Genomic DNA, 15,018 nt, shown 5'->3' with positions numbered 1-15,018 from the left:
AAAAGCATGAAGATCTGCTCCCTTCCCCCTCGCCCCCTTGAGCGAGAGGGGACTGACCGAGGTGGATGCTGGAAATACGCCGACCTGAAAGTCTTGAGTCGAACTCAAGCTTTGAAAAGCATGAAGATCTGCTCCCTTCCCCCTCGCTGCCTTGGGGAAGAGGGGACTGACCGAAGTGGATGCTGGAAATACGCCGACCTGAAAGTCTTGAGTCGAACTCAAGCTTTGAAAAGCATGAAGATCTGCTCCCTTCCCCCTCGCCGCACTGAGGGAGAGGGGACTGACCGAAGTGGATGCTGGAAATACGCCGACCTGAAAGTCTTGAGTCGAACTCAGGCTTTGAAAAGCATGAAGATCTGCTCCCTTCCCCCTCGCCGCACTGAGGGAGAGGGGACTGACCGAGGTGGATGCTGGAAATACGCCGACCTGAAAGTCTTGAGTCGAACTCAGGCTTTGAAAAGCATGAAGATCTGCTCCCTTCCCCCTCGCCGCCTTGAGGGAGAGGGGACTGACCGAGGTGGATGCTGGAAATACGCCGACCTGAAAGTCTTGAGTCGAACTCAGGCTTTGAAAAGCATGAAGATCTGCTCCCTTCCCCCTCGCCGCCTTGGGGAAGAGGGGACTGACCGAAGTGGATGCTGGAAATACGCCGACCTGAAAGTCTTGAGTCGAACTCAAGCTTTGAAACGCATGAAGATCTGCTCCCTTCCCCCTCGCCGCCTTGAGCGAGAGGGGACTGACCGAAGTGGATGCTGGAAATACGCCGACCTGAAAGTCTTGAGTCGAACTCAAGCTTTGAAAAGCATGAAGATCTGCTCCCTTCCCCCTCGCCGCCCAAAGGGAGAGGGGACTGACCGAGGTGGATGCTGGAAATACGCCGACCTGAAAGTCTTGAGTCGAACTCAGGCTTTGAAAAACATGAAGATCTGCTCCCTTCCCCCTCGCCCCCTTGGGGGAGAGGGCTGGGGTGAGGGGGTAGGCTTTTGATTTTGATCTGACAGCGGAGAGGACTACAATCCCTACCCCGCCTCGATGGCCGATCTGCCCCGCCCATGTTGACCTGTTCCGTACACCCGCTGCCTTACCGCGCCAATCCCGCCGACTACTTCGCGGCCATCCGTCATGCCCCCGGCGCCGTGTTGCTCGACAGCGGCCGGCCGAGTGCCGACCGTGGTCGCTATGACCTGCTCAGCGCCTGGCCGCTGGCACAACTGGCGGTGTTGCCCGACGAAAGCGGCAGCGTTTTCCTGCAACGCCTGCGGGACAATCTGACTCGTCTGGGCCAGGCGCAGCTGCCGGGGGAATATGAGCTGCCGTTCGCTGGCGGCCTGATCGGCTATCTGAGTTACGACTTCGGCCGGCACCTGGAACAGCTGCCGAGCCAGGCCCGGGATGATCTGCAACTGCCCGACGCACGCTTCGGCCTGTACGACTGGGCGCTGATCAGCGATCACCAGACGGCCACCAGCCAACTGGTTTTTCACCCGTCGTTGGCCGACAGTGAGCGGCAACGCCTGATCAGCCTGTTCAGTCAATCGGCCGCCGCCACGCTGACGCCGTTCAAGCTGAACACGCCAATGACCGCCGACCTGTCGGCCGATGACTATCGCCAGGCACTGGAACGCATTCATCAATACATCCAGGCCGGCGACTGCTACCAGGTCAACTTCGCCCAGCGTTTCCGCGCAACCTGTCAGGGCGATCCGTGGCTGGCTTATTGCGCTTTGCGTGAAGCCTGCCCGACGCCGTTTTCCGGCTTCCAGAGCCTGCCCGACGGCGGCGCGGTGCTGAGCCTGTCGCCGGAGCGTTTCGTCAAAGTCAGCCAGCGCCAGGTCGAAACCCGCCCGATCAAAGGCACCCGCCCCCGCGGTCTGACGCCCGCCGAAGACGCGGCCAATGCCGCCGAACTGCTGGGCAGCCCCAAGGATCGCGCCGAGAACCTGATGATCGTCGACCTGCTGCGCAACGACCTCGGCCGCACCTGCCGCATCGGCTCGGTGCGGGTGCCGGAGCTGTTCAGCCTGGAAAGCTATCCCAACGTGCATCACCTGGTCAGCAGCGTGACCGGTGAACTGGCGCAGGATTGCGACGCTCTGGACCTGATCGCCGGCAGCTTTCCCGGCGGCTCGATCACCGGCGCACCAAAGATTCGCGCAATGCAGATCATCGACGAACTGGAACCGACCCGGCGTGGATTGTATTGCGGGTCGCTGCTGTATCTGGACGTGCGTGGCGAGATGGACAGCTCCATCGCCATTCGCAGTCTGCTGGTCAAGGATGGGCAGATATGTTGCTGGGGCGGCGGCGGGATCGTGGCTGATTCGGACTGGCAGGCGGAGTATCAGGAGTCGATAACCAAAGTGAAGATCCTCCTGGAAACCCTGCAAAACCTTTAAAAGCTATCGCGAGCAGGCTCACTCCTGCATTTGGAATGCGTTCCCTTGTAGGAGTGAGCCTGCTCGCGATGGCGTCTTTTCAGACGACTACAAACTCAACTCTCTGTTAGAAGCTTTGAGGAATTCCTGCTTCAACTCGGCAAACGTATGCACCGCCGGAAACTGCGGGAACTCCCGGATCACGTTGTCCGGCGCGTGGAACAGAATCCCGGCGTCCGCCTCACCCAGCATGCTCGTGTCGTTATACGAATCCCCCGCCGCAATCACCCGGTAGTACAGGCTCTTGAACGACAGCACCGACTGACGCTTGGGATCTTTCTGACGCAGTTGATAGCTGGTCACCCGCCCGCTGTCGTCAGTGATCAGACGATGGCAAAGCAAGGTCGGGAAGCCCAGTTGTCGCATCAGCGGCTGGGAGAATTCGTAGAAGGTGTCCGAGAGAATCACCACCTGAAAGCGCTCGCGCAGCCAGTCGACGAACTCCACCGCGCCGTCCAGCGGCTTGAGCGTGGCGATCACTTCCTGAATATCCGAAAGCTTCAGACCGTGCTCGTCGAGGATGCGCAGACGCTGTTTCATCAGCACGTCGTAATCGGGAATGTCCCGGGTGGTGGCCTTGAGGGAGTCGATTCCGGTTTTTTCGGCAAAGGCGATCCAGATTTCCGGTACCAGTACCCCTTCAAGATCCAGGCAAGCAATTTCCACAAGACACTCCCGTTTGTATTGATTATTGAATCGAGCGAGCCCGAACTCTAGCGACTCCCCCGCCACGGCGCAACGCAGCGACCACCCCGTACCCCGCCGCTTTTTGTTAACATCGCCGCCATATAGAGCGCCCAGCGCCACCGACCTGTAGGAAGCCGCCCTGATGAGCCCAACGTTCGACGTCGTGGAACTCGCCACGACCTATGCCAACAAATCCGCGCAGGACATCCTGAAACTCGCGTTTGCCGAGTTCGGCGACGAGCTGTGGATATCTTTCAGCGGCGCCGAGGATGTGGTGCTGGTGGACATGGCCTGGAAGCTCAACAAGAACGTCAAGGTGTTCAGTCTCGACACCGGCCGCCTACACCCGGAAACCTACCGGTTCATTGATCAGGTGCGCGAGCACTACAAGATCGACATCGAACTGGTGTCGCCGGACTACACGAAACTGGAACCGTTCGTGAAGGAAAAAGGCCTGTTCAGTTTCTACAAGGACGGCCATGGCGAATGCTGCGGCATTCGCAAGATCGAGCCGCTGCGCCGCAAATTGTCCGGCGTCAAAGCCTGGGCCACCGGCCAGCGCCGCGACCAGAGCCCGGGCACCCGCAGCGCCGTGGCGGTGCTGGAAATCGACACCGCGTTCTCTACGCCAGAACGCACCCTGTACAAGTTCAACCCGCTGGCACAGATGACCAGCGAAGAGATCTGGGGCTACATCCGTATGCTTGAGCTGCCTTATAACAGCCTGCATGAACGCGGCTTCATCAGCATCGGCTGCGAACCCTGCACCCGTCCTGTGCTGCCGAACCAGCACGAACGCGAAGGCCGCTGGTGGTGGGAAGAAGCGACGCAGAAAGAATGCGGTTTGCATGCGGGGAATATCATCAGCAAGGCTTAAATTCCCGCCTAAATGATCTCCCCTTGTAGGAGCGAGCCTGCTCGCGATAGCGGTGTGTCAGTCCAGGCATTTCTCGGCTGACACACCGCTATCGCGAGCAGGCTCACTCCTACAGTGTTGTGCGGAAACCTCAAGAATGTGTACACACAAATGTCACCGTCGGTGCCATTTATGTGTGCACTTTTTTGTTTCCACGCCCTGAAAAGTTACATCCCGCCTGAAAATCCTTTCTCGTCACTCGCTGGCGAAATCCCCCGCCAAAAATAAATACCTGTTCATTCGGTCAATTTTTAACCACTTATTTTCAAACACTTAGCGCTTGTCGATAACTTTTCGAAATGAGCACTGCTACGCATAGATCGCTAATTGGCACAGATCTGGCTTTAGTGCATACATGTTTTGTATACAAAACTGCAAAACATGACCCCACACTTTCGATCCGCAAGCCTGAAGCGCCCTATCCCGTACAGACTGCAGATGCCCCGTAACCAGTGATGTTTGCTGGCCGCGACGAAGATTTGTCGAGCCCCGGGCTCATGCACAGTCATCGCGGCCCCGTCCATCAGGAGCCTGCCGGAATGCGTACAAGTCTCTCCAACAACATCGCGCTGAATCTGCCCGCCTCTGCCCTCGATCAGCCATTGCCCGACGATGGCCTGACCGAACCGTTACAACTGAGTCCCCGCCTGCACAACAGCGATCTGGCACCGACCCGGGCCGAAGGTCGGCGCTGGGGCAAATACAGCATCTTCGCCCTGTGGACCAACGATGTGCACAACATCGCCAACTACTCGTTCGCCATCGGACTGTATGCGCTGGGCCTGGGGGGCTGGCAGATTCTGCTGTCGCTGGGGATCGGTGCGGCGCTGGTGTACTTCTTCATGAACCTGTCCGGCTACATGGGACAGAAAACCGGGGTGCCGTTTCCGGTGATCAGCCGGATCAGTTTCGGCATCCACGGCGCACAGATTCCGGCGCTGATCCGGGCGGTGATCGCCATCGCCTGGTTTGGAATCCAGACGTACCTGGCGTCGGTGGTGTTTCGCGTGCTGTTGACGGCGATTCACCCCGGCTTCGCCGAGTACGACCACAACTCGATCCTCGGATTGTCGTCCCTGGGTTGGGTATGTTTCGTAGCGATCTGGTTCGTGCAACTGGCGATCCTCGCCTACGGCATGGAAATGGTTCGTCGCTACGAAGCCTTCGCCGGGCCGGTGATTCTGCTGACCGTCGCCGCCCTCGCCGCGTGGATGTATACCCAGGCCAATGCAACCATCGCCTGGTCGATCCGTGAACCACTGACCGGTGGCGAAATGTGGCGCAACATCTTTGCCGGCGGCGCGTTGTGGCTGGCGATCTACGGCACGCTGATTCTCAACTTCTGCGATTTCGCCCGATCCTCGCCGTGCCGCAAGACCATCAAGGTCGGCAATTTCTGGGGCTTGCCGGTGAATATTCTGGTGTTCGCGGCGATCACCGTGCTGCTGTGTGGCGCGCAGTTCCAGATCAACGGTCGGGTGATCGAGAGCCCGACTGAAATCATTGCGTCGATTCCCAACACATTCTTTCTGGTGCTCGGCTGCCTGGCGTTTCTGATTGTCACCGTCGCGGTGAACATCATGGCCAACTTCGTCGCCCCGGCGTTTGTCCTGAGCAATCTGGCGCCAAAGTACCTGACCTTCCGCCGCGCCGGGCTGATCAGCGCGACCATCGCCGTGTTGATCCTGCCGTGGAACCTTTACAACAGCCCGTTAGTGATCGTGTATTTCCTCTCCGGCCTCGGCGCCCTGCTCGGTCCGCTGTACGGAGTGATCATGGTCGACTACTGGCTGATCCGCAGAGGCCGGATCAACGTCCCGCAGTTGTACAGCGAAGATCCCAACGGCGCTTATTACTACAGCCGCGGGGTGAATATCCGTGCCGTGGCGGCGTTCATTCCCGCGGCGCTGATCGCCATCGTCCTGGCGCTGGTGCCGGGTTTCCACAGCATCTCGCCGTTCTCCTGGCTAGTGGGCGCCGGCATTGCCGCGATGCTCTACCTGATCATCGCCCAGCGTCAGCCGCACTACGCCGACGTCAGCGGCGAAGCCATCGCCGTCGACAACGTCAGCCATTAACTTCCTCGCGGCCCGGTTTTCGGGCCGCAGAACTGCCCGCTATAAGGACTTCCCATGCGCATTCTCGTGGTCAACGTCAACACCACCGAATCGATCACCCAGGCCATCGCCCGCTCGGCTCAGGCTGTCGCGTCACCCGGTACGGAAATCATCGGCCTGACACCGTTCTTCGGCGCCGACTCGGTGGAAGGCAACTTCGAAAGTTACCTGGCTGCCATCGCCGTGATGGATCGGGTGATGTCTTACGATCAACCCTTCGACGCGGTGATTCAGGCCGGCTACGGCGAGCATGGCCGTGAAGGCTTGCAGGAATTGCTTAACGTGCCGGTGGTGGACATCACCGATGCGGCAGCGAGTACGGCGATGTTTCTCGGCCACGCCTACTCAGTGGTGACCACTCTGGATCGCACGGTGCCGCTGATCGAAGACCGGCTGAAGTTGTCCGGCCTGTGGGACCGCTGCGCATCGGTGCGGGCCAGCGGTCTGGCGGTGCTGGAACTGGAACATGAGCCGCACCGCGCACTGGAAGCCATCGTGCATCAGGCCGAGCTGGCGGTGACGCAAGACAAGGCCGAAGTGATTTGCCTGGGCTGCGGCGGGATGGCCGGGCTGGATGAGCAGATTCGTCGCCGCACCGGGGTGCCGGTGGTCGATGGCGTGACGGCGGCGGTGACCATTGCTGAATCGCTGGTGCGGCTGGGGTTGTCGACGTCGAAGGTGCGAACTTACGCGACGCCGAGGCCAAAAAACATTGTGGGCTGGCCGGGGCGGTTTGCTCGCTAGACCGCGTTATCGTTCATCGCAGGCAAGCCACGCGCCCACAGGGTTCGCGTTGTTCACCATTATGTGAACGACAAAGAACCTGTGGGAGCGTGGCTTGCCCGCAATGGCCGCAACTCGATCAAAAGCCAAACTCAGAAAGCACTGAACCGCCGAGCCAACCCCCGCTCCGCAAACTGCTCAATCACAAAATCGACAAACGCCCGAGTCTTGCCCGGCAACAATTTATGTTCGGCGTAGTAGATCGAAATGTTGCCGTCATCGATGTACCAGTCCGGCAGCACGCGCTGCAACGTGCCCGCCTCGAGGTAACCCACGGCAAACGGCATGCTGACCAGCGCGATCCCCAGCCCTTGTGCTGCCGTGGCGCAGGCGGCTTCGGAGTCACTCATGGTCATTCGCGTTTTGAGAGTCAAGGGCTGACAGAGCTGACTGCCGCTACTGATCAACTGCCAGGAGCGCACCCGGCCGGTTTGCGGCGAACGAATCAGGATCCCATCGTGACGTTGCAGGTCATCCGCTTCGACGATTGCCTCGTGCTTCTGCAGGTAGTCCGCAGACGCCACCAACACGCGATGCGCGGGTGCCAATTTGCGTGCGACGACACCTTGGGGCAATTCGAAGCCCCCGCCAATCGCCGCATCGAACCCCTGCCCGATCAGATCGACCTGACGGTTATCAAAATGCCAATCAGGGTTGATCGCCGGAAACCGACGTAGAAACTCTTGCAACAACGGCACGATGTACAAGCGCCCGAATACCGTGCCCATGCTGACTTTCAGCGTCCCCGCCGGCAGTCCCTCCACACTCGACAGATTGGCCACAGCATTCTGAATCGTCGTCAGACTGCCACTGACCTGGCTCAAAAACAGCTGACCGGCCTCGGTCAGCGTCAGGCTGCGTGTACTACGCTGGAACAGCCGTACACCGAGCCGCCCCTCAAGCTTCGCGACACTCTTGCCGACGGCTGCGGGGGTCAGGCTCAAGCGCCGCGCGGCCTCGGCAAAACTGCCGACTTCGGCGCTGCGCACGAAGCATTCGATACTGCTGAAGGTTTCCATGATCGCCACTATAAACTTCTGGTTTACACAGACTATAGCAATCAGGGTCTACACGGTTGTCGATGCGAGGCCGATACTCGGCTCCAACACCAAGGCATTCCGCCTTCAACTTTCTGGAGATCGAACATGACCACTCAACTCCTCAGCGGCAAAGTCGCTCTGATTCAAGGCGGTTCCCGTGGCATCGGCGCTGCCATTGTCAAACGTCTGGCCGCCGAAGGCGCTGCAGTCGCATTTACCTACGTCAGCTCCACCGCAAAAGCCGAAGAACTGCAGAACAGCATCACCACCACTGGCGGCAAAGCCATGGCGATCAAGGCTGACAGCGCCGACGCCGCCGCCATCCGGCATGCCGTCAACGCCACTGTCGAAGCGTTTGGTCGCCTCGACATCCTGGTCAACAACGCCGGCGTACTGGCCGTAGCCCCCCTGGAAGATTTCAAACTGGAAGATTTCGACCAGACCGTGGCAATCAATATTCGCAGTGTCTTCATCGCCTCCCAGGAAGCCGCGAAACATATGGGTGAAGGCGCACGCATCATCAACATCGGCAGCACCAACGCTGACCGCATGCCCTTCGCCGGTGGCGGTGTGTATGCCATGAGCAAATCGGCGCTGGTCGGTCTGACCAAAGGCCTGGCACGTGATCTTGGCCCTCGCGGCATCACCGTCAACAACGTGCAGCCCGGCCCGGTCGACACGGACATGAACCCGGCGCACGGTGATTTTGCCGAAAGCCTGATTCCGTTGATGGCTGTCGGTCGCTACGGTAAAGCCGAAGAGATCGCCAGTTTCGTCGCTTATCTGGCAGGGCCCGAAGCCGGCTACATCACCGGTGCCAGCCTGACGATCGACGGTGGTTTCGGCGCCTGATCCTTCTGAGTCGCCGGTAAAAAAAACGCCGCCCCTCCTACAACAGAGGGGCGGCGTTTTTGTTCACAGCCTGATCAGGCCCAATCCAGCGCCGGCAAGCCACAGGCACTCGGCGTGAACGCTTTCAACGACCGGAGAATCCCGTCGGCGTGGGCGTATTTCTCATCGGCCATGGCGGCATCGGGAATGGCGATGGCAGTCATGCCCGCCGCTTTGGCGGCGGTCACGCCGAACGGTGAATCTTCAAACACCAGACAATCTTCCGGCGCGACACCCAGGCGACGGGCCGCCGTGAGGAAAATATCCGGTGCCGGTTTGGCCGCACCGACTTCCGGATCGTCCGCTGTCACAATGAAGTCGAACAGCGCGAACCAGTCGCGGTGCAGCGTGGTTTTCTGGCCGAACGACTGACGCGAGGAACTGGTGCCCACGGCAATAGGAATGTTGTGCGCCTTGAGGTGACGAATCAGCTCTTGCGCGCCCGGCATGGCCTGGGCCTTGGGAAAACGCTCGCGCATCAGTGGCTCGCGGATCAGCAGAAACTCTTCGGCGGAGATCGGCAGATCCAGCGCCTGCACCACGTAGTTCGCCAGATCGTTGGCACCGCGACCAATGATGTTCTGTTTAACGCTCCAGTCGAAGGTTCGCCCGTAGCGTTCGGCAATCAACGAGGTGACCTCGGTGTAAATGCCCTCGGTGTCCAGCAGCAAACCGTCCATATCGAAAATCACGGCCTTGATCGGGCCGAACGTCTTCAGCGGTGCATTCATCATCGGATCCGTTATCAAAGACATCCCGGGCGGCAAAGGGCATGCCGCTGCTCGGATCTGATTAAAGGGTTCAGCAGCATAACGAGCACAACCGACATTGAGCAACGGGCAACGCTCTCTGCGGCGATGAACAACTCGCATTAATTTGGCGAAACGTCCTACAGATATTGCCTACTTGCCCGACTTCTTTCCCTTCTGATCCCCCGCAAAGTCCGCGCACCTCTTTCACGTGCGCGAGTGCCTGCGAATGTTCCAAACCGATCGGCTTCTGGCCCTGAACAACAGCATCGGCCTGCTGGTGGTTGCCGCCCTGAATCCGGACCGTCCGGATTTTGAAAATCTGATCCGCGAGTTTCGCCTCTGCCTCAACCACTACGAGGCCTGGGCCGAGCAGTTCTGGACCGGATCGGTGCTGGATATCGAGCAGGTGTTCACGGTCGGCAACGATGTACGCCTGAGTGCACCGATCAACCGTCGAGAGCCCATCAGTTCATCCGTAGTCATGTGCCCCGCCGCAGGCCCGCTGACCCTGGTGCATATGTTCGAAGCCGCACGCTTTGTCCCGATCGGCGATACCCCGGTGATGCTCGAACCGGTGATTGCCGAAGTCGACGGGGTGCTGAGCTTCGGCGAACCGCTGCGCCATACCATCGGCCCGAGCGGCATTCTGGAGGTGAGCGACTGCGACCGGGGCCAGCGTTATCGCATCACCTTCTTTCCCGATGTTTCTACCGCCCATGTCCGCGCACTGTATGCCTCTTATGAAGGCATTCTCGACGAGCTGGAAGGCTGGTTACGCTCGGAATGGGCAGGCTTCCAGCCACTGTGGGCGGAGTTTTCCAGCGCCGGGTTCGCTGAGCGTTATGGCCAGTTGCAACAGGCGGACTGGCGTGGATTCGAAAATGCTCTGCAGCGGGTATGGGATGACATCAAACAAGTCTTCGCCCTCCTCGCCGATCTGCAGGCCAATAGCCAAAAGCTGCTGGAGTACCTGACCGATGCCGAACTGGACGCGCTGCTGCAAGCCTCCAGCGAAGCCATTGCCAACGGCCTGCTGCTCCTCAGCGACGAACCGCTGCTGTTCATCCATCTGGCCGCGTTCACCAGTTGGCTGAAGATGTTGCCGCCGCAGCACCTCGCCGAGGTGGTGGCGGAGGTGCGGGTCGAACTGCTGATCAGTTTTCTGTTGGTGCGCGTGTCCGGCGGCGTCGGTGTGTCGCTGCGCTTGAGCAACAAAGTGCTGGCGAAGATCAAATCGCCGCGGACGCGGGAATGGCTGGCGGCTTCTGCGTTGCGCCTGGCTGAGCTGACCGCCACCAGGGACTTGAACTCGCATGCAGGCGTGCTGAAACCGTTGGTGGTCAATGTGCGTGATGTGCCGTTGAAACCGACGGCGTCGATCCCGCTGAACATCCGCCAGGCTGATTCGCTGGTCTTGTCGGTGCCCAATCCGGCGCCGCTTGCGCGAGACAAGTCCCGTGGCATGAGCCGGATGGAACGCCATGAACTGCATGATGACGCCCCCGCTCAAGCGAAAAACCCCAACGGCGACAGCGCCGATTGCGTGTCGCGCACCTGCACCAATGGTTGTCCGGTGTCGATGGTCACCGGCGAAGAACTGCTGACCCTGACCGATGGCACGCTCGATGGCTTGCTGCCGTTCGAGTTCACCCGGTTGTACCGCACCAGCGCGGTTGAGAACGATGTCGGCCTGGGCTTTGGCTGGAGTCATTCACTGGCGCATCGGCTGGAGTTCGATGGCGATGTGGTGGTCTGGGTCGATCACGAAAACCGCCGCACGCGGTTTCCGTTGCCCAGCGTTGAACGGCCGGCGATTCACAACAGCCTGTCGCGGGCGGCGATTTTTCTCGGCGAAGAGCCGGAGGAGCTGATTCTTGCGCTGGCGGGGGAAACGGCGCGGTTTTATCACTTTCGGGCGGGGCGGCTGACGGCGGTCAGCGATTCGTACGACAACCGGTTACGTGTTTTACGGGATCGGTCTGACAGGGTTCAGCGACTGGATAACGGCACGGGTCGGTCGCTGCTGTTGCGCTATGAGCGTGCGCATCTGATCGCCGTTGATTACCAGGTGTTGGCTGGCGATGTCTGGCGCACCGAGCAAACGTTGGTCAGTTATTGCTACGACGCCCAACAGCGATTGATCGAGGCGACCAACGCCGCCGGCGACAGCGAGCGTTACGACTACGACGATCAACACGTCATCCTGCAACGGCAATTGACCGGTGGCGCCAGTTTCTTCTGGGAGTGGGAGCGGTCCGGCAAGGCGGCCCGCTGCGTGCGCCACTGGGCGTCGTTCTCGCAGGTGGACACGCGTTATGTCTGGAACGACGACGGCAGCGTGGCGGTGCATTACGTTGATGGCACCGAGGAAACCTACGTCCACGATGACCGCGCACGCCTGGTGCGCAAGGTCGAGGCCAACGGTGGCGAACAGCTCAAGGCCTACGACTCCTCGGGGCGCTTGGTCGCCGAGCAAGATGCGTCAGGTGCGATCACCGAATACCGCTACGACGAGGCCGGACGGCTGGTGGCGCTGCTTGCGCCGGATGATGAGCCGACGTCCTACGAATACCGTAACGGTTTCCTGCACAGCCGTGCACGGGGCGAGGCGGTGTGGACCTGGCGGCGCAATGCCCAGGGCGATGTCACCGAGGCGGTCGATCCTGACGGCCATGTCACCCATTACCACTACGACGCCCGTGGGCGGTTGCTGTCGATCCGTTACCCGGACAGCAGCCGCCATGTGCGGGTCTGGAACGACCTCGGTCAGCTCGTTGAAGAAACCTTGCCCGACGGTGGCGTGCGGCGCTTTTCCTACGATGCGCTGGGGCGACGGACCACCACGTGCGACGAACATGGCGCTGTCACGCGTCAGCAGTGGGATGCGCTGGGCCGGCTGGTTCAGACGACGGCGCCTACCGGTGCCACCCGCGCCTACAGCTACGGCGCCTACGGTCAGGTCACCGCCGAGCGTGACGAACTCGGGCGCATCACCCGTTACGAGTATGACGATGACCTGCACCTGGTCTCGCGCAAGATCAACCCCGACGGCACGCGGGTGCAGTACCGCTACGACCATGCGCAGTTGTTGCTCACCGAGATCGAGAACGAGTCCGGCGAAACATACCGCCTGGACTACACGTCCACCGGATTGATCCGACAGGAAACCGGCTTCGACGGCCGCCGTACGGCGTATGCCTATGACCTCAACGGGCATCTGCTGGAAAAGACCGAGTTCGGCGATGACGGCTCGACGCGGGTCACAGCTTACGAGCGCGATACCGCCGGGCGCCTGCTGATCAAGACCCTGCCCGACGGGGTCAAGGTCGAGTACCGCTACGACCGCCTCGGGCGTCTGGTGGGCGTCGATGACGGGCAAAAACATTCGCTGGCCTTCGAATACGACCTGCAGGATCGGCTGATCACCGAGCATCAGGGCTGGGGCACCCTGCGTTACGCCTACGACGCCTGCGGTCAGCTCAAGCGCCAGCGCCTGCCGGACAACAGCAAGCTCGACTATCACTATGCCAAGGGCGGCGCGCTCACCGCCATCGACCTCAACGGCGCATCGCTGACCCGCCACGTCTACCAGTCCGGTCGCGAACAACAACGTCAGCAAGGCCTGCTGCTCAGCGAATATGCCTACGACGACCAGGGCCGTTTACTCGCCCACGCTGTAGGCCATCAGCACGCTTCGCTGTACCGCCGCGATTATGCCTACAGCGCCAACGGCAACCTCGAGCACATTGCCGACAGCCGCCACGGCCAGCGCACCTACGGCTACGACGCCCTCGACCGCCTGATCCGCGTGCGCCACTCGCGCGACGAACTGCCGGAAACCTTCGCCCACGACCCGGCCGGCAACCTGCTGATGCAGGACCGCCCCGGCCCGACACAAATCAGGGGCAACCGCCTGCTGATGCAGGGCGACCGCCATTACGACTACGACGCCTTTGGCAACCTGATCCGCGAACGCCGTGGCCGCGACCAGCAATTGGTCACCGAATACCGCTACGACAGCCAGCACCGCCTGATCGGCCTGACCCGCCCCGACGGCAAAACCGCCAGTTATCGCTACGACGCCTTCGGCCGACGCATCCGCAAAACCGTCGACGGCGTCAGCACCGAGTACTTCTGGCAAGGCGACCACCTCGTCGCCGAAAGCAGCAAAACCCAGCACCGCAGCTACATCTACGAACCCGGCACCTTCCGCCCGCTGGCGCTGCTCGACGGCAAAGGCCCGAAAAAGGCCTGCCCGTTTTACTACCAGCTCGACCACCTCGGCACGCCGCAGGAACTGACCGACTACAGCGGCGAAATCGTCTGGTCGGCGCAATACGACGCCTACGGCAAAGTCGCGGCGATCACCCTGGCCGGCGAGGACTACCTGGACCAGCCGCTGCGGTTTCAGGGGCAGTATTTCGATGCGGAGAGCGGACTGCATTACAACCGGCACCGGTATTACGACCCGCGGCTGGGGCGGTATCTGACGCCCGATCCGGTGAAGCTGGCCGGAGGGTTGAATCAGTACCAGTACGTGCCGAATCCGACGCGGTGGGTGGATCCGTTGGGGTTGACTTGCACTCCATGTCCAGGAGCAATACAGGCTGACGGCCCATTTAGTGAGATAGTCCCCGGAGGTGGGTTAAACGCTCACGAGTCTCGAGGTGGGCATGTGATAGCGAAGCATGTAGAAAGGTCCGAAGCTCAACTGCGAGCTAGACTACAGGCAGAACCGAATATACCAATCGCATCAACATTTCCTGATCGTTTTGAAGCTGAAGCCGCACTGTCAAATGTCATGAGAAATAATCAGAAAAAAATTGATGAGTTTTTAAAAGGCAAGGCGCAGAGGTTTGTTATCAATGAGAGGGTTTCGGCTCCCGCTGGCGTGGGTATTGTGCGAAAGAGTGGCAAATTAGAGCCATTATTCAGCATCAGGTTAGTGCTTCAGCGAGAGGCGAAGTCGCCGCTCGGATACTTTATTTTGACGGGATTTGTAAATGACAAATGAAGAGTTTCCTCAGCTATTTCAATTCCTCGGAGCTTATTTTCATGAAGACTGGATGAGTGAGTTTGATGTCGCTGATGACGTCGTTAAATCGTTCATTGCTGATTCTGAAGCTTGCGTAATTCTGGATGTAATAAAAGAAACTGAAGCTGTATCGGCGCTTGATCTAACAGAAGAACATATGCGAGATTTTTTATTGAAAGAGATGGGGTGCAGTTACTGTTATTGGCACGAATGGCAAGATGGAGTTACGTGGTTGAAGCATGTACTTGTAATGCTCCGCCAGCCCCCAAAAATTAATATCTGAATATTGAGGAGAGGCTGAAGTCGACGCAGTTGTTCCCTCCTGATCACAACGCCTGTGCCTGCGCATCCTCCAACCTCAA

At 59.8% G+C, this 15,018-nt stretch carries 10 protein-coding genes; 7 read left to right on the top strand and 3 right to left on the bottom strand.

Going from position 1 to position 15,018, the window contains the following annotated elements; translation table 11 throughout:
• The first annotated feature begins 1,052 nt into the window (after positions 1-1,052).
• Complete coding sequence (gene pabB / locus HV782_RS09965) at positions 1,053-2,396, top strand: aminodeoxychorismate synthase component I (protein ID WP_186748742.1); 1,344 nt, start codon at positions 1,053-1,055, stop codon at positions 2,394-2,396.
• Between the two features lie 87 nt (positions 2,397-2,483).
• Here pabB and thrH read toward each other — a convergent pair whose 3' ends face one another.
• Entirely contained in the window at positions 2,484-3,101 is a 618-nt protein-coding gene (gene thrH, locus HV782_RS09960) for a bifunctional phosphoserine phosphatase/homoserine phosphotransferase ThrH (RefSeq protein ID WP_123463671.1), read from the bottom strand.
• A 163-nt stretch (positions 3,102-3,264) separates the two neighbouring features.
• Here thrH and HV782_RS09955 point away from each other — a divergent pair, with 163 nt between their 5' ends.
• From HV782_RS09955 to HV782_RS09945, 3 genes are all read left to right on the top strand, one after another.
• Positions 3,265-3,999: a phosphoadenylyl-sulfate reductase gene (locus HV782_RS09955; RefSeq protein WP_003223260.1), complete on the top strand. Its 735-nt coding sequence runs from the start codon at positions 3,265-3,267 to the stop codon at positions 3,997-3,999.
• Between the two features lie 578 nt (positions 4,000-4,577).
• Positions 4,578-6,116, top strand: a complete 1,539-nt coding sequence (locus HV782_RS09950; protein WP_123463673.1) for an NCS1 family nucleobase:cation symporter-1 — start codon at positions 4,578-4,580, stop codon at positions 6,114-6,116.
• Positions 6,117-6,170: 54 nt separating this feature from the next.
• Positions 6,171-6,899 (top strand): aspartate/glutamate racemase family protein, encoded by a 729-nt coding sequence (locus HV782_RS09945; RefSeq protein WP_186748743.1) that lies wholly within the window; start codon positions 6,171-6,173, stop codon positions 6,897-6,899.
• 131 nt (positions 6,900-7,030) lie between these two features.
• On the opposite strand, the gene HV782_RS09940 is transcribed toward HV782_RS09945, so the two are convergent.
• Positions 7,031-7,957: a LysR family transcriptional regulator gene (locus tag HV782_RS09940; RefSeq protein WP_128614917.1), complete on the bottom strand. Its 927-nt coding sequence runs from the start codon at positions 7,955-7,957 to the stop codon at positions 7,031-7,033.
• Positions 7,958-8,083: 126 nt separating this feature from the next.
• Between HV782_RS09940 and HV782_RS09935 the strand changes: the two genes are divergently transcribed.
• Positions 8,084-8,830, top strand: coding sequence for a 3-oxoacyl-ACP reductase family protein (locus tag HV782_RS09935; RefSeq protein ID WP_186748744.1), 747 nt, complete (start codon positions 8,084-8,086; stop codon positions 8,828-8,830).
• Positions 8,831-8,904: 74 nt separating this feature from the next.
• Here HV782_RS09935 and HV782_RS09930 read toward each other — a convergent pair whose 3' ends face one another.
• Positions 8,905-9,600, bottom strand: a complete 696-nt coding sequence (locus HV782_RS09930) for an HAD-IA family hydrolase (RefSeq protein WP_123463679.1) — start codon at positions 9,598-9,600, stop codon at positions 8,905-8,907.
• 247 nt (positions 9,601-9,847) lie between these two features.
• On the opposite strand from HV782_RS09930, the gene HV782_RS28800 reads away from it, so the two are divergent.
• Together HV782_RS28800 and HV782_RS09920 are read left to right on the top strand one after the other, a co-directional pair.
• Complete coding sequence (locus HV782_RS28800; protein WP_217890345.1) at positions 9,848-14,635, top strand: RHS repeat protein; 4,788 nt, start codon at positions 9,848-9,850, stop codon at positions 14,633-14,635.
• Positions 14,625-14,939: a contact-dependent growth inhibition system immunity protein gene (locus tag HV782_RS09920; protein WP_186747603.1), complete on the top strand. Its 315-nt coding sequence runs from the start codon at positions 14,625-14,627 to the stop codon at positions 14,937-14,939. The genes HV782_RS28800 and HV782_RS09920 overlap by 11 nt, the downstream gene beginning before the upstream one ends.
• The last annotated feature ends 79 nt before the right edge of the window (positions 14,940-15,018 follow it).

It is taken from the genome of Pseudomonas monsensis (genome assembly GCF_014268495.2).
Classification (GTDB): Bacteria; Pseudomonadota; Gammaproteobacteria; order Pseudomonadales; family Pseudomonadaceae; genus Aquipseudomonas; species Aquipseudomonas monsensis.
This window is presented reverse-complemented; position numbering and strand designations above follow the sequence as displayed.